Annotated in this window: 18 protein-coding genes; 4 read left to right on the top strand and 14 right to left on the bottom strand. The window is 42.6% G+C overall.

Translation table 11 applies throughout. The annotated features are described in order from the left end of the window. The first annotated feature begins 466 nt into the window (after window positions 1-466). On the top strand, window positions 467-1,732 hold the full coding sequence (locus N646_RS02330; RefSeq protein ID WP_025766702.1) for an HD domain-containing phosphohydrolase: 1,266 nt from the start codon (window positions 467-469) through the stop codon (window positions 1,730-1,732). 54 nt (window positions 1,733-1,786) lie between these two features. Here N646_RS02330 and N646_RS02325 read toward each other — a convergent pair whose 3' ends face one another. Both N646_RS02325 and N646_RS02320 read right to left on the bottom strand, forming a co-directional pair. Next, window positions 1,787-2,389 carry a 2OG-Fe(II) oxygenase gene (locus N646_RS02325; RefSeq protein ID WP_005377733.1) on the bottom strand — a complete coding sequence of 201 codons (603 nt, stop codon included), beginning with the start codon at window positions 2,387-2,389 and terminating at the stop codon, window positions 1,787-1,789. 160 nt (window positions 2,390-2,549) lie between these two features. Then, window positions 2,550-3,320, bottom strand: a complete 771-nt coding sequence (locus N646_RS02320) for a TerC family protein (RefSeq protein WP_017820626.1) — start codon at window positions 3,318-3,320, stop codon at window positions 2,550-2,552. A gap of 411 nt (window positions 3,321-3,731) precedes the next feature. Here N646_RS02320 and N646_RS02315 point away from each other — a divergent pair, with 411 nt between their 5' ends. Beyond that, entirely contained in the window at window positions 3,732-4,670 is a 939-nt protein-coding gene (locus N646_RS02315) for a LysR family transcriptional regulator (protein ID WP_005377737.1), read from the top strand. A 19-nt stretch (window positions 4,671-4,689) separates the two neighbouring features. Here N646_RS02315 and N646_RS02310 read toward each other — a convergent pair whose 3' ends face one another. The 4 genes from N646_RS02310 to N646_RS02295 form a co-directional block, all read right to left on the bottom strand. After that, window positions 4,690-5,571 carry a YjjW family glycine radical enzyme activase gene (locus N646_RS02310; protein WP_021033867.1) on the bottom strand — a complete coding sequence of 294 codons (882 nt, stop codon included), beginning with the start codon at window positions 5,569-5,571 and terminating at the stop codon, window positions 4,690-4,692. Between the two features lie 22 nt (window positions 5,572-5,593). After that, window positions 5,594-7,138: a YjjI family glycine radical enzyme gene (locus N646_RS02305; RefSeq protein ID WP_017820624.1), complete on the bottom strand. Its 1,545-nt coding sequence runs from the start codon at window positions 7,136-7,138 to the stop codon at window positions 5,594-5,596. Between the two features lie 212 nt (window positions 7,139-7,350). Continuing rightward, complete coding sequence (locus N646_RS02300) at window positions 7,351-7,974, bottom strand: LysE family translocator (protein WP_021033866.1); 624 nt, start codon at window positions 7,972-7,974, stop codon at window positions 7,351-7,353. A gap of 202 nt (window positions 7,975-8,176) precedes the next feature. Then, window positions 8,177-9,394 carry an HD-GYP domain-containing protein gene (locus N646_RS02295; protein WP_017820622.1) on the bottom strand — a complete coding sequence of 406 codons (1,218 nt, stop codon included), beginning with the start codon at window positions 9,392-9,394 and terminating at the stop codon, window positions 8,177-8,179. 487 nt (window positions 9,395-9,881) lie between these two features. On the opposite strand from N646_RS02295, the gene N646_RS02290 reads away from it, so the two are divergent. Continuing rightward, window positions 9,882-11,585, top strand: a complete 1,704-nt coding sequence (locus N646_RS02290) for a putative bifunctional diguanylate cyclase/phosphodiesterase (RefSeq protein ID WP_005377743.1) — start codon at window positions 9,882-9,884, stop codon at window positions 11,583-11,585. Between the two features lie 107 nt (window positions 11,586-11,692). Here N646_RS02290 and N646_RS02285 read toward each other — a convergent pair whose 3' ends face one another. The 5 genes from N646_RS02285 to N646_RS02265 form a co-directional block, all read right to left on the bottom strand. Further along, window positions 11,693-12,166 carry a response regulator gene (locus N646_RS02285; RefSeq protein ID WP_005377744.1) on the bottom strand — a complete coding sequence of 158 codons (474 nt, stop codon included), beginning with the start codon at window positions 12,164-12,166 and terminating at the stop codon, window positions 11,693-11,695. Then, window positions 12,153-13,490 carry a sensor histidine kinase gene (locus N646_RS02280; protein ID WP_017820621.1) on the bottom strand — a complete coding sequence of 446 codons (1,338 nt, stop codon included), beginning with the start codon at window positions 13,488-13,490 and terminating at the stop codon, window positions 12,153-12,155. The genes N646_RS02285 and N646_RS02280 overlap by 14 nt, the downstream gene beginning before the upstream one ends. 6 nt (window positions 13,491-13,496) lie before the next feature. Further along, entirely contained in the window at window positions 13,497-14,915 is a 1,419-nt protein-coding gene (locus N646_RS02275; protein WP_017820620.1) for an SLC13 family permease, read from the bottom strand. Between the two features lie 248 nt (window positions 14,916-15,163). After that, entirely contained in the window at window positions 15,164-15,628 is a 465-nt protein-coding gene (locus N646_RS02270) for a GNAT family N-acetyltransferase (RefSeq protein WP_017820619.1), read from the bottom strand. A 35-nt stretch (window positions 15,629-15,663) separates the two neighbouring features. Further along, the gene (locus N646_RS02265) at window positions 15,664-16,026 is read right to left on the bottom strand and encodes a hypothetical protein (protein ID WP_017634013.1); all 363 of its coding nucleotides are present in this window, start codon (window positions 16,024-16,026) and stop codon (window positions 15,664-15,666) included. 480 nt (window positions 16,027-16,506) lie between these two features. Here N646_RS02265 and N646_RS02260 point away from each other — a divergent pair, with 480 nt between their 5' ends. Beyond that, window positions 16,507-17,064, top strand: a complete 558-nt coding sequence (locus N646_RS02260; protein WP_017820618.1) for a DUF3750 domain-containing protein — start codon at window positions 16,507-16,509, stop codon at window positions 17,062-17,064. A 51-nt stretch (window positions 17,065-17,115) separates the two neighbouring features. On the opposite strand, the gene N646_RS02255 is transcribed toward N646_RS02260, so the two are convergent. From N646_RS02255 to N646_RS02245, 3 genes are all read right to left on the bottom strand, one after another. Then, window positions 17,116-18,693 (bottom strand): sensor domain-containing diguanylate cyclase, encoded by a 1,578-nt coding sequence (locus N646_RS02255; RefSeq protein WP_005389121.1) that lies wholly within the window; start codon window positions 18,691-18,693, stop codon window positions 17,116-17,118. A gap of 184 nt (window positions 18,694-18,877) precedes the next feature. Continuing rightward, window positions 18,878-19,348 carry a heme-degrading domain-containing protein gene (locus tag N646_RS02250; protein WP_017820617.1) on the bottom strand — a complete coding sequence of 157 codons (471 nt, stop codon included), beginning with the start codon at window positions 19,346-19,348 and terminating at the stop codon, window positions 18,878-18,880. Next, on the bottom strand, window positions 19,345-20,385 hold the full coding sequence (locus N646_RS02245; RefSeq protein WP_005377752.1) for an oxidoreductase: 1,041 nt from the start codon (window positions 20,383-20,385) through the stop codon (window positions 19,345-19,347). The genes N646_RS02250 and N646_RS02245 overlap by 4 nt, the downstream gene beginning before the upstream one ends. Between the last annotated feature and the right edge of the window lie 9 nt (window positions 20,386-20,394).

Here is a 20,394-nt window from a genome sequence, read left to right as displayed (position 1 = left end):
AATGTTTTCAACGACGCTCTATTGTCATGTAGTTAACAAGCTGCTTTCCCTATTACTCTGTTAGTTACAGAGCAAGCCTCGAAGAAGTCCTCTTATTTTTTGCCTTCAAAAGCAACAATATGAATTCTGTTAATCACACATCAATACCGTGTGTCTCTGGTTAAGCCCGAACACGATTTACAAAAATAAAAATAAGAATGTGTTACATCATGATTTATTGTCGTTTTCAAATAAGTCAACAAGAGCAACAATAATCTTTCAAAACTTATACTTAGTTCAAATATCTGACTCTTAACCATGAGCTTCAGGTGATATTATTATGCAACTAGGATTATTATCCCGCCCATAATCAAAACTATGTCTAAACGCCCACCTTTTTGGGGTCTATTCGCTGTCGTACCCAATTTTTCCTATCACCTTCTGATTTGGGTTTAGCGTGGGCTAATTAGCAATGTCGGTATAAACCATGAATCATTCTTGCCATTCCCATACGGACATGGGCTTTGAAGTCGATCTGAAACAAGCACTTATCTGGGTTGCTCGAGCACTCGACTATGTAGGTGTTGATGATACGCACCATAGCCACCGTGTCGCTTACATCGCTTACCAATGTGCTCGGGTCATGAACTGGGAACCAGAAAAAGCGGAGTTTTGCTACTTCGCAGGGATGATCCACGATTGTGGGGTCTCCGAAACACAAGAACATAAAATGTTACTTGAGGAGTTGGTGCCACAAGACGTAAAAACACATTGCTTAAGAGGATACCGAAGCCTCAAGCAGTGTCGTTTGTTGCGTCAGTTTGCTACACCTGTTCTTTACCACCATACACATTGGAGTGAACTAAAATATCTTGATTTACCGCCTTTTGAAAAAGAGGTCGCTGCCCTACTCTATTTAGCCGACCGTCTCGATTTTATGCGTTCCAAATACGTCATGAACTGCCACTGTGACATTGTCACACTTCATGAAGAACTAATTGCAGAATGCATCATGGCAAACGCTGGAACTTTGTTTAATCCAGACATGGCTAAGGCAATGGTTAAGCTCGTTATGACCGACGCATTTTGGTTCGCGATGGAGTCTGAAAATATAGAAACCATCGGATTAAACTTTAAAAGCATTGATTGGCTTCAAAAACAGCTCACCATCCAAGATATGAATAGTTTGGGCATGTTTATCGCTCGAATTGTTGACGCAAAAAGCCCATTTACTTATCAACATTCGCAAAAAGTGGCGGAGTTATCTCGGTATCTAGCCATCAAGCTTGGGTTCTGTGAGCACGACCAAGAGATGTTATTTATTGCTGGGTTGGTGCATGATATCGGAAAGTTAAAAACACCAGATGAGATTCTTCATAAAGAAGGCTCTCTTAATAAACAAGAGTATACGCGTATTAAACGCCATACAATTGATACTCAGCTCGCATTACACAAAGTGTTTCCCAACGCTAAAATAGCGGAGTGGGCCTCTAATCATCACGAGCGTTTGGACGGTTCTGGCTATCCTTATCATAAAACAGGAGACGAACTCGATGTACCATCGCGTATTGTCGCGGTTGCCGATGTTTTTCAAGCTCTGTCTCAGGACCGTCCCTACCGAGGACGAATGGCTCAAGCACAAATCGCCGCGATTATGGGCGAGCAAGTCGCTAAACAAGAACTTTGTTCTGACGTCTATGCAGTGCTAGAGCGAAACATGACCGAGTGTTACGAGCTATCAACTAATGTTTAATCGATAAAGGGCGTAGATACGCCCTTTGCTGATTTTGTGCAGGTTGCAAATCAATCATTTTGCAATATCAAGTACATTGTCTCGCACACCATTGATTCTGAACCAACCTGCAATACTGAAACGCTCAGCATTGGTCGGTAAAACCTCATGCGGGAATTGCTCAGATAAGAATAAAAGTAAGCGTCCCGATTGAGGAGGGATGGTTGCTATCTTATTATCATTTAGATCGTAAACCACCAATTCACCTGCATCCTTTTCCGTCCAAGATTCGTTCATGTAAAAAACGGTTGTCAATCGACGGTTTTCATTGCCCTTAAAACAATCTAGATGCTTTTGGTAGAAATCCCCTTCCTCGTACTTGGCAAAGTGAGCTTCATACTCAAAAAGCCCCAGAAACAAGTGACGGTTCACTTCTTGGCGTATTTCTTCCATCTTATCTAAGTAAGAAGTAACCGCGTGCCCCATATTGGGCGATAACCATTGAATTTTGTCACTTCGAATTGACTCAATACGTGTCACATCGTCATTACGACCAATACGCGCTTTTTTCCAGTTACTTGGAATGCAGTCTCGTAATTGAGCCACTTCTTGTTCAGAAAGAAAATCATCCCAGATGTAGTAGCCATGGGTTGCTAACGCATCGATCATTTTATCCATTATTGTCGTTCACTCATATTAGTTGGGCGGTCTATATAAAAAATCTTCAACCCCACAACAAATGCGATTTTTTGTCGAAACGACAACAAAATAAAAAGAGACTAAAAATAGGTGATGACGAATATAAAAATGCCGCTCATATGAGCGGCAATATCTTTTATTATTGACGAGCTTCTAATCTCGTTGGATGAACTCGCAACGGACTAAGACGTTTAATAGTCGGGCGTTGTTTGTTTTTTAACTGGATATGACAAAGTTCCAGAATTAAGCCGAATGCCATCGCAAAGTACACATAACCTTTGTTGATATGAATTTCGAAGCCTTCTGCCATCAATAAACCACCTAACAAAACGAGGAATAACAAAGCAAGTGTCTTAAAACCAGGGTAACACGACACCAGGTTATTGATTTTTTCTGCTGTCATGACCATCACGATAGCAGAAGAAACAATCGCTGCGACCATAAGTGGGACATCACTTGTCAAACCAACGGCGGTTATCACCGAGTCCATCGAGAATACAGCATCCACGGCAACAATCTGCAACAGAACTACCGCTAAACCAGTACGGGCGTGAGTTGAGTGAGCCGACTCGTTGTGATTTAACCAACTCCACAACTCTTTCAGGCTTTTAGCCAAGAGGAATGCACCACCCGCAATCATGATAACGTCTCTTCCGGTAAACGCATGGTTCGCCAAAGAAAATAGCGGTTGAGTCAGTTGCATGATCCAAGAGATTGAAAACACTAAACCAATACGAGCAATAACAGCAAGACCAATACCAAGGTTTCTTGCCAGCTTACGTTGGTGCAGCGGCAGTCTTTCACATAAGACAGAGATAAAAACGACGTTATCAACGCCTAAGACAACTTCAAGCGCAAACAAAGTGGCGAAAATAGCCCAAGCTTCTGGTTGCATAAAAAGTTCTAGCATGAGCATGTCTCCAATAATAAGAAGACATATGGTGAAGGGTTTTGTCGACTAAAGGGGTCGTCCATTAATTATTTATACCTTTGTTACTGAGGGATCATGAGTAAATCACCAAACAATCAACAAAACAATATCTATTTTAATTAACAAGGAACAAGTTTAATTCGTGTACAAATCAATCAACTCCTCCAAATTGATTAAAATTACATAGAAGCTTTAGAATTGAATAAATGAAAGCATTAAAGTCCAACAAAACTAAGATAAATTTCTAGACTTATAAGCACCATCAACCCTTATGCAACCCATTAAATGCATTGAGCTCAAAGAGAAACAGGCGTGTTTCCGAGATAAACAATAGTAAAAATTTGTTTCATGCTGATATACTGCCAAAAATCATAAGAAACCATGCTATTTATGGACTACATTGCTCTTTCGCGTATAAGCCTTAAACATCTAACTGTTTTACATATGTTGTTAACCACTCACAGCGTCACACTTGCGGCAGAACGCTTGTGTGTAACACCATCGAGCGTCAGTAAAACGCTCGGACAGTTGCGCGAAACGCTAAAGGATGACCTTTTTTATCGTGATGGCACTCGCTTAGTGCCGACAGCATTTGCGCTGCATATAGGCCCATCAATCCATGGCATACTCTCCAGTATGAATGGGTTATTACATCAAGGCTCTTTTAATCCGGCTTACTATCAAGGTAGTTTTTCATTAGCAATGCGTGAAAGTTCGTTTGAGCTCTTTGCGCCAGTTCTACAGCACTTGTCCCAACAACTGAGCAATCACGCGCACTTGAATGTCCATGCGAAAGAGGAAATGAGCTTCGATGCATTAGCAAGAGGTCAAGTGGATTTTTTGTTGCTTCCTCACGATCTCAGCCAACCACCCACACAAAATAAAGACTTGGTCTGGAAAACCATTTTGAAAGACGAAATGGTTTGCTTAATGAGAGCATCGAACCCACTCGCTGAGCAACCCCTATCTGTTGAAAGTTACCTTTGTGCAAGACACATCGGTATTCATGATAAAGATCTGTCACAACCTTATTTTGAGCAAAATCTCACCCAAAGGCATTCAAAGCGAAACTTGGCCATGCGTGTAGCCGACTTTGGTTCAGCTGCGGTGATGTGTCAGCACTCGGATTACTTGTTCACATGCTCCAAGCTTTGGGCAAGAGCGGCAATGCAAGCAAAAGGTTTGGTTGAACAAGCTCTTCCATTCGATTACGGACAGGTAGCCTACAGCCTCGTTTGGAACAAAGCGAGCTTAAACGATCCCGCTTTAAAATGGTTACAGCAACAATTACTCGACGCCTGCGCCATGTTAGATGCCTGTGATGCGTAAGCATAGATAAACAACGGTACTACGTGAGTACTGTCGGCACTGTGATAGGGTTACTCACGTAGCATCGAAGCTCTGATTTTAAGCGTTCGATATCATGATGAGAGCACATATCCCAAGTTAACGCCTCCCCCACTACTCCGTGATGCTGAAAGGCATTTAAACGGATAAGCACCGATTCAGGAAGAGTACTCAAGTAACGCCCAATTGCTACGATTTCTATATCTAAATCACTTTTTTGGGGAATATGCAGTAAGCGGACCTCGTACAATTTTTCGTGCTCAACAAGGTACTGAAGGGTTTTAAATACACGATGATTATCACGCCCAGTTAGCCACTGATGCGTCTCCGTCTGCCACGCTTTCAAATCGATCATTGCGCCATCCAGAAAAGGTAGAATACGCTGCCAACCAGCAACCGCTAAAGAACCGTTACTGTCGATGAAACAAGAGAGGTGCCGTAATTCAGGATCTTGTTTTATCCCTTTAAACAGCTCAATAATGAAAGGAAGTTGTAAGGTAGATTCCCCACCGGATACAGTAACACCACTGATGAAAAAGCGATGTTTGCGTATCAAATCGAGCATTGTTACTACAGAGTAGTCAGTAATTTTTGGATTAGATTGGTTCTGACATATCTCTATACAATGATCGCAGTGGGTGCACTCCTCTTTAAGCCAAACAACGTTGTTGTTTTCGTCGAACTTCAATGCGCCTGCTGAACATTCACTCACACACTCACCACAATGATTACAATGGTTTATCGTGTGAGGATTGTGGCAGTTCAAACACTGATAGTTACAACCCTGTAGAAAGATGACTAGACGATTTCCTGGCCCATCAACACAAGAGAAAGGAAGGATACGAGTGACTTTTGCCAAAAGGCTTCCACTTCGTCTAGACATCTTGTTCTTTCCTAAACCGAACTTATGCCTGCGTGTAAGTCGGTGTTACTTCATGACTCACCACACGTGGCGAGCGTTCTAAAATTTTGGTATTTTTTGCTGCTTCTGCACCTAGAAACGTCGTGTTGGTTCTCGAACCTTCTTTATCATATTTCGCGACATCTGAAAGTTTGATCATGTAGCCTGTCACGCGAATTAAGTCATTTGAAGTGACATTCGCGGTAAACTCACGATAACCAGCATTTAGTGCCCCTTTACATAAATTGAACATCGCTTCTGGGTTAGATTTCACCGTTTCATCAATCGTCAAAATATCGCTGATACCCGCACGATAATACTGATGATGCTTCGCCGTTGCTTGTACATAAGTGACAGGGTCTGGCTCTGCACCATAAGGCAGACGTACACCTGGCGTAACATCATGATCTAAGCTAATGCCGCCTTGTGCATGTAAGAGCGCTTTGCCATCTAAACCATATTTCACCGGGGTTGAGTCCACCAGTTTAGCCAGTGTTGCTGAAACATCATGAGCAAAAGTATTTGCTCGATCATTTTTTCCGTATCGCCCTATTTGCCCTTCTTTTTCAAATAGAAGGATTACCGCTTCGGCCATGCCATAAACGCCATACATTGGCGCGAAATAGGACTCTTTTATCAACCCTTCTTGCGTCAAAAAGCCTTGAAAGAAGTTCGATTTTTCATGCAAGTGCGTGCTTCTTGCGTTTATGAGCTCGACCATTAATCGATGGTAAGAAGGCAACGCACTGTTTAAGAAGTCGTTACAGTCTGATGCTCGTTTTGCAACTTCTTTTAAATTCATTCGCACCAATGTGTTCGAGCCACCTGCTAATGGAAGCGAGTTGTAGCAACTTACAATACCAAAGCGTGAGCCGTTGTAGGCTTTCGCGTGCATTGGGTAATTGGCAATATGCGGTTTACTGCATTCACAAATGTTCTGTGTCGCTTGACGAAGTAAATCATCAGGTGTAACTGTCTCGTCGTACATAAAGGTGAGATTCGGTGCGATCTGCTTGAGCTCCGCATCTACTTTTAAAACAGTGCGACAAATAATGTTGTCTGTCGGTCCGACATTCACATGCATAAACGCATCTGGCAATGTGCGATCCAGCATGATCCAAAAATGTTTTAACTTTTTGTAAATCTGGCTCTCTGTTAGGTCGCCTATGTAAGGCAACAAGACATCATCTAACTGGCCTAAGTAAACCGGAATGTTCGTTACCGAAGGAACATGATGGTAAATGATGGTAAGCATATTCAACGCATCATCGAAATCATCAGCCGGAGACAACTCTAAATAGTCTGAGCCTTGCGATAGAAATTTAGCGTAATCAGGCAACACATAGCGAGGTTTAAACGGTGCATGACCTTCAAACATATCGCAGATGATGCCTTCATCCATTGCTTGTCTCAGTGATGGAGATACGGTCATGTAAGGAATGCACGCTTCCGCCTCTAAAGCTAAAAAACTCGACTTCTGTTTTGGAGAAAGACGGACGTCGGTCGCGATATCTAGAAAACGTTGTTGTAGTTTAGAAAGGCTTGTCATCTAAGATATTCCTACAAAGTAACCACAAGCCCACAAGACAAAATACGAGCTCTACCCCTAAAGAGTAACGTGATTTTACTCCTGCTTGGCTGTTGCCACTAATGAAAATAAACAAAACGTCTATTTCCATTCTGGAAATAAGACAAAGCTAAATTAGCGCATTCCAACTTACTATATGGGAAAACCTAACTGCGTACCGAAATCTGTCTTACTTATCGGTTTGCCGTCGACAACATCACGCCTGCACCAATAAATACTCCACCAGTCAAACGATTGAACAACTTCGCCCTTCCAGCGACAAACAACCAATCGGAGGCTTTTACCCCTAACAATGCATAAAATGTTAGCCAGCTAAGCTCAAAAACCACAAATGTAGACGCGAAAATCGCGTATTGAGCCAGTAGCGGTGCGGAAGGTTCAATGAATTGAGGAAACAAAGCGGTGAAAAAGACTATCGCTTTGGGGTTACTAGCGCCAACAATGAAACCACTAGTGAACGCGCTGAACGCTGTCGCGGAACTTTGAGTCGTTGCCGTTTTATTAAAATCTCTCTGAGATGAGCGCAACGCTTGAATACCTAACCAGATTAAATAAGCGGCACCACACCATTTGATAATATTAAAAACTAACTCAGATGAAGCAATGACAACTCCCAGCCCGGTAAATGAGAGCGTAAGGATGCTCGTAATCGCAGACAAACTGCCAAGTGCAGTCATGAAAGCAATACGAAACCCACTACTCACTCCTTTACTTAAACACAACAGTGAGCTTGGTCCTGGTGAAGCTGTGAGCACGAGAATGGCAAGAGTGTAAAAAATCCATGTATCTATTTGCATTGGCATCCCTTCCAGCAAAATGAGGTTTATAGCCCATTGTGTATAGAACTATTTTATCGCCCGGTTTCTATCCATGAAGCCGAGGTCTTAATAACCATCTTGCATCTAAATAACTTAGAAAAAATTAATAGATAGTTATGCAAATAAAATACGATCTACATGCAAGGATGTAAAGCCTGTTGTATAAGCTTATCTATTTCTCTTAATCATAAAAAGGCTTAGGATCGATCTCTAACGATGAAGGCGCGATCGCTCTTTCAATTTTGTACGCACTCGTTTTTAAATCCACCATCGTGACATCAATGTATCGTTTATACTTGCGGGAGTAGAAACATTTCACTTCTGGCTTTAATGCTTGAGATTCATTTGAAGACCAAACAATACCAACACGCCCATCGTTCAACTCGACAATGGAGCCTACGGGGTACATCCCAATGCAATTAATGAATTTGTAAACTAAGTCTGCGTCTAAATGAAATGGCGTTAGACTCAACAAGATTTTAAACGCTTCCGCAGAACTCATGCCTTTTTTGTAACAGCGATCAGCCGTTAGCGCATCGTAGATATCTACAATACAGCTCATACGGCCGTGAATTGGAATCTCATCCCCCTTCAAGCCTCTAGGATAACCATTGCCATCTAACTTCTCGTGGTGCATCAAACAAACATCACGGCTTACTTCACTAAGCCCTTTTACGTGAAGGATAATCTCACCTGCGAACACTTGATGTAGCTTCATATGTTCAAATTCTTCAGGCGTTAGCTTCGCTGGCTTGTGCAAGATCTTATCATCGACTTTAATTTTACCTACATCATGAATAATGCCACCTACAGCAAGCTGTTTTAGCGTTGGCTTATCCAAGCCCAAGTACTTACCGAATGACACTAAAAGACAAGCGACATTGACGGAATGTTCCAATAAGTAAGAGTCTTTTTTTCGGAGTGCAGAGACACACTGCAACGCATCTGAGTCAATCAAAACACTTTCAATGACATCGTCAGCCCAAGCTTCTACTTCATCAACTTCAATGATTTTTCCTTCAAAAGTTTGATTCAATAGTTTCTGCGCCAAATCTTTTGCTTCGGCGATCAGCTTTTTGGCTCGCTTGTGTTGGATGTCTCTCGAACGATAAGTTCGTTGACCCCTCTTAAAATCTGAGTGTTTCTGCTCTCTCGTCTCTTTAGTGGCATCAGTTGATTCATCTACATGCTTGAAGACACACTGCTGCGAAGATAATGTTTGATCTACCCAAACATACTTTACTCCACTTGTAGCAAGCTTCTTAATGCCTTCAGGGCTAGATATCCGCCCTGCATTGGCTAAATTGACGCGCTTGTTGTGCTCTATCGCGGTAACAAACATACCAACGCCGATATCAGCGAGCGCAATTTTGATTGAATTTTTCGGATCGTACTGCATATAAAGAAGGCTTACTCGATATTAACGTCCGCATTATAAGAGATTTGATTACTTGGCGTGATAATAAATTTGAATTGATTACAATTAATGAGCATCCTGTCAATTAATAATCGGTCGCGCTCATTAAGTCCTTTTTGTTATTATGGTTTTATCCAAGATAGCATATATACAAATGACGTTAGAAAACCGCACATTGATACCGACACAACTGAAAATAACTTTAGGATAATTATTCATAAATATTTATAGATTGCGGACGGCATCAATAACTGTATTTTATAAATGATTTTTACTGTTGACTATTTTTTATAAATGTCGATGATTAGCCGCCTAATCTTAGTATGTTATTAACCTAGTAGCGCATAAAATGATAGCCAAACAATTTGAACTGACACTTTTGTGATTGTAATGTACGCCAGTAGATCAACTCTATGTTATCAACCCCAACACTCATCTCTGATGCTAAAAGGCTCGAGGAGGAAATATCTTGACCACCATATTTGACCAACAAGTCTCAGATAGTGACCGAGAGTTCCTAAAAATCGTCGAAGAACGATTCATTCATATCTTCGATGTATTTAACGAAGGCCTCTTTTACATGGATGAGTTTGGCACCATGGTATTTTATAACAAGGGCTTTTATGAGCAGCTTGGTATCAACGCTGGTCGAATCAGCTTAGAGCAATGGTTAGACCTTGTTCACCCTCTCGATCGAGAAAGACTCTCCACTCGGGTCGATGCTCACATCATTACCAACAACACGAGGGTCACAACGACCTACCGCGTGCGTAAACCCAATGGGCAGTACGTCTGGATTGAAGGCGTAGCCATGACCAAAGAAACAGAACATGGTCATTATATGGTTGGTAGCCACCGTGATATTTCTGAACGCAAGCTGATGGAAAGCTATATTCATCAAGTCGCATTTCATGACAATGCGTCAGGTATGGCTAATCGCGCCCATCTCTTGCTGGATATTGAAGATAGTGTGCGAGCCACCGATTCTTGTGCATCTATCTGTTACATTCAGATAGAAGAGATTAAATCTTACTTAAATCAATATGGCAGCGAGTTGGTCGATGGGTTAGTGGAAAAATTGCTACAAACTCTCAGTCACCTACCTTCTCCAAATAGTTCTGTATATCGCGTACATGATGATGACTTTGCGATTTTGATTCACGATGAATGCTCGGTAGAAACGCTACAAAGTTACGCCGAAAGTTTAAAGGAAACCTACCACGAGGCAGTGATTGAAGAAGGCCAATACTTAGGAAGTAACATTAGTATTGGTTTGTATCCTTGCATAGATCCAAGTCACTCAGCAGAGGAAATATTACGTAAAGCAGCACGAACTTGTCAGTACGCAAGCGAACAGAATAAAGACCGTGTTGCGGTTTACAGTGAGAAAACTCAGCATGCCGTAGACCGTTATTTCTTTATTGAGCAAGGTCTAAAAAGTGCACTAGAAAAACAGACATTAAGCGTTAAGTTTCAGCCAATTATTGACGCCAAAAGCTCAAAAGTGGTGAGCTTCGAATCTCTGGTTCGCTGGCGTAGCAAAGAGTTTGGCGAAATTTATCCAGACGAATTCATCCCCGTGGCAGAGAACAAAGGTTTGATTGTCGAACTCGGATATCAAGTCTTTGCCAAAGCGTGTGAATTTATCAAAAACTACCGTGAGCGTTACCAAAACCAAGTTCGCGTCAACGTGAATGTTTCTGTACTTCAGTTAATGAACAGTGAATTCCCTGCGCGAATTAAAGCCATGGCGGATGAGGTTGGTGTCGATCCTGAGTCTATTGTTTTGGAACTAACAGAAACGTTTATTTTGGATAATAATCAGACAGCCATTGCCCCTCTGAATACCCTCAGGGAACTAGGATTTGCACTCTCTCTGGATGACTTTGGATCGGGTTACAGTTCATTAAATAGCTTCTTCGACCTCCCGATGACACAAATCAAAATTGATAGGTCGATGGCGTGGAAAACACTAACCAACCGCTCTTCACAAGAATATCTGAAGTTTCTTATCACTATGTGCCAGGAAAATAATATTGAAGTAGTGATTGAGGGAATTGAAGACGCCAAAATGTGTGAATTTTTTACCGAAATGGGCGTCGATTATCTGCAAGGTTATTGGTTCTCTAAGCCACTTTCTGTTGCCAGTGCAAGCCGCTATTCGTTGAGTTAAGCATACTAGAGCAATATTCCGCACGGCCACGTTAAACATGCTGAACTATTCACTATAGATTTCAGACACTAACTGGCCGTGACGAAAACAAAGCTTAATGCCCCCTATTAACGTAGGCGTTCAAACACCACACTCTGATCTAAATGTTCGTGATACTGAGTGTAATCTAAGCCCACATCAAAGATATATTGGGTCACCAGGTTTCTAACGCACTCTATTAATTGGCTTGCTTGCCATGGTTTTTCAAAGTAGCGGTCAATGCCTGCGGAGTTGATCGCATTAATCGTATCGGTGTGCGTCGCTTGCCCGGTAAGAAGCACTTTCCTCGTAAAGCCAAAACGACCGTCTTTTGATACATCGGTCAGCAGCTCTACTCCCGTTTTACCTGGCATCACATGATCGGAAATAATCAATGCGATCATCTCGCCTTCTGCATCAAATTCATCCATCAGTTCTAGAGCCTCACCTGCTGATTCGCAGTCTTCGACATTCAACCACTGATTTAACGGCTCTAAATCTTGTAGAACCGCGCTTAGTACCTCTCGTTGGTCATCAACGCAAATTACATTAAGCTTCTCCATGTTCACCCTCTACTGGTAACTTGATTCTAAAAATCGTTTTTTCACTGTCGCTCTTTACTACAATAGAGCCGTTATATCCGGCGATAATGCGCTTCACAATCGACAGACCTAACCCTAAACCAAACGACAATCCCCCCTTTTTAGTGGTGAAGTTTGGCCGGAAAATTTTTCTACGTGTCGCTTCATCAATTTCTGGTCCGTTGTTAGCAATCGTGACCAAAATTTTACCCTTACTCTCCCGAGTATGTATTTCGATACCGGGTTTCTCCGTTTCACCAAGTGCATCGCACGCATTCTTTAATATATTTACCCAAACTTGGACGAGTTCGGTTTGAGAACCAATAAAAGCAGGTAAATCCGCAGGGCTAAAACGAACACTCACTCGTCTTAAGTCACTTTGCAATAGAGCCAAGGCGCGATTGATTGAATCATTGATGTTAATCGCTTCATCCAAGTCGATATCCGTGCGCCCCAATTGTTTTACGGATCGCACAATGCCAACGGTATGTTTAGAAGCGATGCGTAAGTCATGCAGATCTCGCCCCATTTGCCAGAAACGTATCGCTTCTTCTGGTCTTTTTAGCCAATGTTCTGAAAGGAAGTTATTTGGAACGGCACGTGCAAGATCACGAGCAACCTCCTTGGTTAAACCGTAGTATTTTTCGAAGTGGCGCCCCCGCTTTCTCGCTTCGCTAGAAGAGACTTTCTGCCCTTGCATTAAACCAAAATCAAAAAATTGACTCGCTTCCGGATGAACTTCTTCAAGCAGTTCCATGATAACTGTCTCTAGCCGTTCTGATTTACTGCTTACAACGCCTATCGCATTGTTCAACTCATGAGCAATACCCGCTGCAAGCTGCCCCAACGTTGTCATTTGCTCTGCGGTATGAAGCTTTTGTAGTGCTTTTTCTTTAGCCAATGCCTCTTGCATTGCGCGCCGTTGACGACGAGATAATTCGTTAACCATCACAGGCATAAATTGTGTCGTCAATGGTCCGTATATCGCCTCTTCCACGGCGGGCGTATCGCGCTGTATCCAAGCCAATTCAACATCGGTTTGAGCAATCACTGTCGAAGAGGCAGTCCACGTACCAGAAAAGAAACTATGTACGCCAATAAACGCACCTTGAGACGCAGAAAATACCTGAATCGGTTTCTTGTCATCTTCCGCGTAATAGCCCGCCAGTTCTCCCGACAGCACATAGTACAAGCGATCGTTGTAGCCAGCTTGCTCAATAAGCACCGACCCGGATAAAACTGTTAATCGGCGTTCAAGGTGATTAAAGTAGCGTTGTACTAACGCGTCTAACTTCGTTTCGTACATGGTGGGTTATCCAATATGCCCAACAGTATGTAAAATCCACACCATCACAAAGCTGAGTAATACGCCAATCACGCCTAGCACGGCACCGATACGAGCCATTTGGCCGCTCTCGACATGCCCTGTTGCATGAGCTAACGCGTTTGGTGGCGTACTGATTGGTAACGACATACCGAGTGAAGCGGCAAATGTCACGACCAAGATCAGAGTAACTTCACCGCCGAGAGGCGTTAGCGAAGCCATAGAAGTACCCAGCGCAGCCATAATCGGCATCAGCAAGTTTGCGGTGGCTGTATGCGACATAAAGTTTGCCATTAACAAGCACAAGAAAGCCGCACCAAACAAGACAACATATGGCGAGAACTGATCAAACGGAATGCTGTGTACCACCAGCTTCGCAAGCCCGGTTTTATCTAGAGCAAGGCCCAGAGCAATACCGCCTGACACCAACCAAAGCACATCCCAAGAGATTTTCTTCAAGTCTTCTTTGTTGATGATGCCCGTCAATGAGAACACTGCGACCGGAATTAATGCTACTGTGTAAGAATTCATTCCATGTGCAGAACCCATCAACCAAAGAATAATCGTGCCGACAAAGGTGACGTAAACCATTATTGCTTTGGGTGTTTTCAAAAACTTGCTTTTAATGTTCAGATCGATGGTGGTTTGTTCGGCTTTATACAAAAAGCCAATCAGAAACCAGGCTAACGCCATCATCACAATAACGAATGGCACACCAAATACCATCCATTCACCAAACGTAATTAAGTTGTCACCAACCAAATATTTTAGGGCGATGGCATTCGGTGGCGTGCCGATTGGAGTACCAATGCCACCAATGTTGGCCGCAACAGGAATACACAAAGCGAATGCAATTCGACCTGGGTCTTTAGGCCCGAAAACTGCTATCACAGGGGTTAAAATGGACAACATCATCGCTGTTGTTGCGGTGTTTGACATAAACATGGAAAAAACAGCGGTGATCAGCATCAACCCCAGCATAACGAACTTTGGTTTTTGTCCAAATGGTTTGAGTAACACTCGGGCTAAGTTGACATCTAACCTGTACTTTGTCGCCGCCATAGCCAAAAAGAAACCGCCGAGGAAGAGCATGATAATCGGACTAGCGAAGGTCGCCATTATCTCGTTGTATTGTAATAGCTCACCAAAATGTGGCTGCCCTTCTTGCAAGCGAAAGAGCACAATACCTTTATTTGATACAAGCAATAGCTCTAGGACAATGATCACAACCGAAGTGGCGTAGATTGGAATTGGCTCGAATACCCAGCAAAGTGCGGCAAGCAAGAAGATTGCAATCACTCTTTGCTGGACGATAGTAATGCCATCAAATGGGAACGCAGAGAGAGGCATCAACCAAACAAGCAATGGTATCAATGTTGGAGCAACGTATTTGAGATAAGGGCGCATAGTACTACTTCTCTTCCTGAGATGGTTAGCCAGACACATTTGGCGTTTGGAACGCTATTACCCGCCGCAAAACCAAAACTTTCAGACTGTTTTTAAGCCTTCAGAGACGAAATGCGGTAATGGCGTTCCAGAGAAGATTATGTACACTGTTTTCAAACAAAACATTGGTGCGAGATCAATGAACTCGCTTTCACATTGGAAAACATTTTATATCTGTGTTCAAGCTCACTAAATGCTCACTATTTAAGTTAAATATACTTTTCCATCATAAAGTTAGTTAAGGTTTCTCCCCTAACCTCAACACGTTGTCGAGACTTAACTGTGAAACCCATTTTCTCGTAAAAAGGTCGGGCGGTAATACTCACTTCAGAATACAGTCGTTTTATCCCCTGTACTTTCGCCTGTGAAAAAAGAAAAGACATCAAATCACGACCAACACCTTGTCCTTGGTATTCATGATGGCAAAAGAAATGATCAATCAAGCCGTCACCTTGCAAATCACAATAGCCAACGACCTGCCCTTCTATCTCCGCGACATAGGGTTGAATATCGTCCATTTTGCGTTGCCACACATCGAGGTCAAAATCTGATGGTGCCCAAGCGGAAACTTGTGATTCCGTGTAATCGCGACGATTAATGATTCGCACAGTATGGTAAAAGAGTGCCCACAGTGTTGGGGCATCCTCGGTGCGATAGCAGCGTATTGAGAGCATCAATTTCCTCATTCCTATTCAATAAATACTAAGCATTAACGCAAAGTGATACTAGTGAACTCATCATTTTCAATGCCAATCACTAAAGGCTTCCCAATCTGATCACTGTTCATCAATACGGTTGTATTCAGCTCTCGGCTTGATCTGCGTATATTGCTTTTTCTTATGATATGAATATTCACAATATAATCGGAATACTCCTTTGTGATTCCGCCGGAAAATTCTACGTGCTCACTTTCATTGTCTCGGACAACATGAAATTTTCGATTGGCTTGAATATCAGTACTGATGGAGGAGTCACCATAGTTCAGCACAACGGACGTTGGTTCGCTATCTTGATTGGCAAAACAGCCAAATGCGAACATGCTTAATGCGAGTATACTTTTTGATTTAAACATTAATTATTCTATTTCTAGTTATTTTTCTGCTATTTGCATGACCAAACAGCACTTGTTCTGTGAGCGCCTATTGTGCCATAGCTGAACGCTGACTCTAAACGCGCAAAAAGATGAGCGATGAAAATTCCGTCCAAAACAAGCAAATGTGAGACAATGTGAGGGTCCCAAACTCACTCAACCAGTCAAAGGCCACTGTAAACCTCTGTTTTTTTTATGCTTTTAATTCATGTGACCGTGTAAGGAATACATACAACCTCTTACTTTTTCATACGCAATTAGACGAATCGTTCGAGAAATACGGCATCGTCTATGCCACATGTTACAAATCGGCTTACCTTATTATTACGTATGAACTGGAATTATGGCACTAACTTCCCTCTCTCTTTTAATAAGGAGAGGATTTCAACAATCAGACTTGCCACGTTTTTATAGCTAAAATCAATAGAGCGTTACCAGCATCGGTTGGTCTAGGAGCAATAAATGAAAGACCCTCTCAACTTTACTCACCTTGTAAAAATTGGGTTCATGTCAATCGCGGTTATGCTGGGTGGATGCACTCAAGGAGATTGGCGTACCGCAAGCAGAGAACCTGCGGGTATCGCACCCGATCCTTCTAATGTTAAGCATGCTGTGATTGAGTTTTATGCCGCAGATGCGTTTGGTTGGCGAGGCTGGTTTGCCGTTCACACATGGTTTGCAATAAAGCCTGAAAATGCGAACGAATATACAGTCTATGAAGTAGTCGGCCGGAGAGTGAATCGCGGACAACCCGCTCTATATCAGTACCAAACTGGGACGCCAGATCGATATTGGTATGGTGCAAAACCAGAAAAGATCCTCTCCATACAAGGTGAAAAGGCCCGCCAGCTTATCCCTAAAATACAAAGTGTTATTAACCAATACCCTTGGGCTGAAGAATATACGCTGTTTCCAGGGCCAAATAGCAATACATTTCCGGCTTGGGTGGGTAAACAAATTCCAGAATTAGAGCTGAACTTGCCGTTTCGCGCAATTGGTAGCGGTTACGCCAGCGATTAACAGCAAAGGTTAGTCACTGGCTCGTTTTATGTTCAGCCTAAAGCGCAATATCTATTGTGCGTCGTCACCCAACTCAGTTCTATTTCTTCCATTATGTTTCGCTTTATACAGTGCATTATCGGCGTCTTTCATTACCGCTTCAATTGGTGTGTCATTGCCTTTCCAGTGAGAAACGCCCAACGAAACCGTGACCTTACCAACGACTTGGAAGTCATGTTGTTCCACGTTGTGTCTAATACGCTCTGCAACATCCATAGCGTGGTTTACGTCTGTTTTTTCCAAAAACATCATAAACTCTTCACCGCCAGAACGACACAGGTGATCATTAGAGCGAGCTTGGTCTTTCATTAACTGCGCAAACTCTCTAAGTAAATTGTCACCCACGTCATGGCCATAGTTATCGTTTACGCTCTTAAAGTGGTCAATATCTAGCGCCAAAACAGAGAACGCGGTATTTTCCTGCTTAAACAAACCAAGAACTTTATCTAATCCACGTCGATTCAATAATCCAGTCATCGAATCTGTTAATGTATCCAGTTGCAGCTTATCAATGGTTTTTGACACGATACCAAATGCTTTAAGAAAGCTAAGCTTCAAATGTGAGACCTCAAAATACCAAGACTTAACCAGTTTGAGATCATCGATAGATGATGAATGTTCTTCGACACCTCGCACAGCACCCGCTAACTGCCAAAGTGGTCTAGAAATAAGAAGGGACAAGAACCAAATTAGCAACAAAGTTAATAAACCAATTGGAATCGACTTAAGGAAAACATTCCACATCTGTTCATCTAGCACAGATAACGTCATCGATTTCGGGCGCTGAGCAACAATTCCCCATCCTGATGACTTTACTGGTGCATAACCAGCAAGCATTTCGACGCCGCGAGAGTTAACAATTTCTTTGTTACCGCTCTGCCCCATCGTCACCGCTTTGATTGCCTCATTATCGTCGATTACTTCACCAACTCTCGATTGATCTGGGTGATAAATCAGAGTGTTACTCTCATCGACAACGTAAAGGAAAGAACCATCTTTGTATGCGTGCTGGCTGAGTAACTCTGCAAGAATATTTTCTTTTTCTAGATAAATAGTGCCGCCGATATAACCTAAATATTCATTAGATTGAGAAAATATAGGGTATGAGATGGTTAACAAGTAATTTCCAGCTGGCGATATAAATGGTTCAGTAACAACCGGTGCTTGAGCGTTTAAAGACTGGCGTTTTCTTTCACCCACTAACCTTACACCTTTCACCTGAAGTGTTTCAGGGGATACAGAAATAATAACCCCTTTTGCATTAACGACAACCACAGAGTTAAATGATTTGGTTTGCGTTCTTAATCTCTCAGCCTCTTTATCAAGAAGCTGAGCGTCATGCATCTTGTCTTTTAGCACGTTCGCACTGTATTTTAACTGCGACATTGAGCTTTCTATGAAAGAGTCTGTCATTTCAGACATTTTTTGGGCGTAAACACGGTTTGATTCTAACGTGTTATTGATGATGAGATCCCTTTGAACACGATAAATCGAGTAGAATGCGTTGATCAAAGTGACAAGCACACTGAACACACATAGGGTGACAATAAGATTTCTAAGATTGAGTTTTTCTTTTCTTCTAAAAGACATTGCCAATGGCCAACTTTGAAGGCTTTCTATATGAATGAGCGTATAGGTTATATGAAATTGATTTGATTTTCAGGTAGTAAGTTGGGATCAATGTTAATATTTGCTCACATTAAAGAACACTTTATGAGCTAAAAAGAGAATTCAGTAGCACGATAAAGAACCGTGCTACTTTCATATTTGGCGTTTAAGAGGATTTTGTCTCTGTCATCGTTTTTAATATATCCACAACTAGCTGATGATCATCTAACTGCGGTAAACCCGATACCGTCACAACCCCAACCAAACCAGACCCAGAAAGCCGAATTGGGAACGCGCCACCATGAGCGCAGTACTCACGAGCATCGAGATGAGGCTGATTTTCGAAATCACGTTGCTTTTGCTTGTTGTACAGAGAAAGATAGTAAGAGCTGTGGCCATACCTTAATACTGAGTTTCGCTTCCTACGGACCCAATCTACATGATCAGCGCAGGTTCCTGCCATCGCGTATTGAAATAGCGTTTGTCCAAAGCCGTAAACCTCAATAGCAACAGCCGCGCCGCGAGCTTCAGCCTCTTCTTTTAGAGCGAGGCCGATAGACCACGCAATATGGTGATTAAATTCCGCCAACTGAAGTTCATGCTCTTGCAGGGCCACGAGTTCAAGCGTCAAACTCATGGTTTCACCTGAATCGTTTTACCCGTTTTACTGCTTTCCAATGCCATCTCAATCAGAGCGATATTCTGTACTGCTTGAGCGGCAGGAACCGGGTTATCAGTGCCCAAACGAATGGCGTCTGCCACACCAACAAAGTAAGCTTGGTACGCGCCTCTCTCCGTTTTGATAGTTTGCGCACCGTCTTCGTCGTAACGGACGCCGTATAACGCCTCATCTTCTTCCGACCAAGCATCGTTTTCCGGCAAACGGCCTTCTTTTAAGTAGCCCTCTTGAGGATCTAATCCAAACTTTTCATATTTAGCTTCCGTACCCAATACTTTGTAGCGGAGATTCGGCTCTGGGCTATACAAGTTTGAATGCAAGTGCACAATATGCTCAGGGTAATGAAGTATCAAGTTGTAATAATCAATCGTTGTCGCACCCGGGCGCATCATTCGACATTGTGCGTCTATCGCATCTGGCAAGCCAAACAACACCAATGCTTGATCGAGAAGATGAGGAGCAAGGTCGAATAGAATACCACCACCATCTTGGGCTAGCTCTCGCCAGCGTTGACGAACTTCAGGGCGGTAACGGTCAAAGTGTGACTCGAATAGCTTTATATCACCTAACTTACCTTGTTCGATAAGAGATTTAACCGTGAGAAAATCTCCATCCCAACGTCTATTGTGAAAAACGCTCAGCACCAGACCTTTCTCTTCCGCCAAGGCGATAAGTTCATTACCGTCTTCTATACGAGTAACAAACGGTTTCTCGACGATGACGTGTTTCCCATTGTTCAACGCACGCTTTGCAAGTTCGTAATGTACGTCATTTGGCGCAGTAATGATTACAAGCTCTGCATCACTATCATCGAGTAAAGTATTCGCATCAGAAAACCACTTAGCATCTGGCCAATCATTTTGAACCGCCTCCTGTTGACGAGAGCTTATCGCGCTCAGCGTTAAATTTGGTAGCGCTTTAATGAAGGGTAAATGAAACGTTTTTGCTGAATATCCGTAACCAATCACAGCGGTTTTTACGGGATCGTAAGCCATTCTAAGATT

It is taken from the genome of Vibrio alginolyticus NBRC 15630 = ATCC 17749 (assembly GCF_000354175.2).
GTDB classification, from domain to species: Bacteria; Pseudomonadota; Gammaproteobacteria; order Enterobacterales; family Vibrionaceae; genus Vibrio; species Vibrio alginolyticus.
The sequence above is the reverse complement of the archived record's forward strand: the minus strand, read 5'-3'. Positions and strand labels throughout refer to the sequence as shown.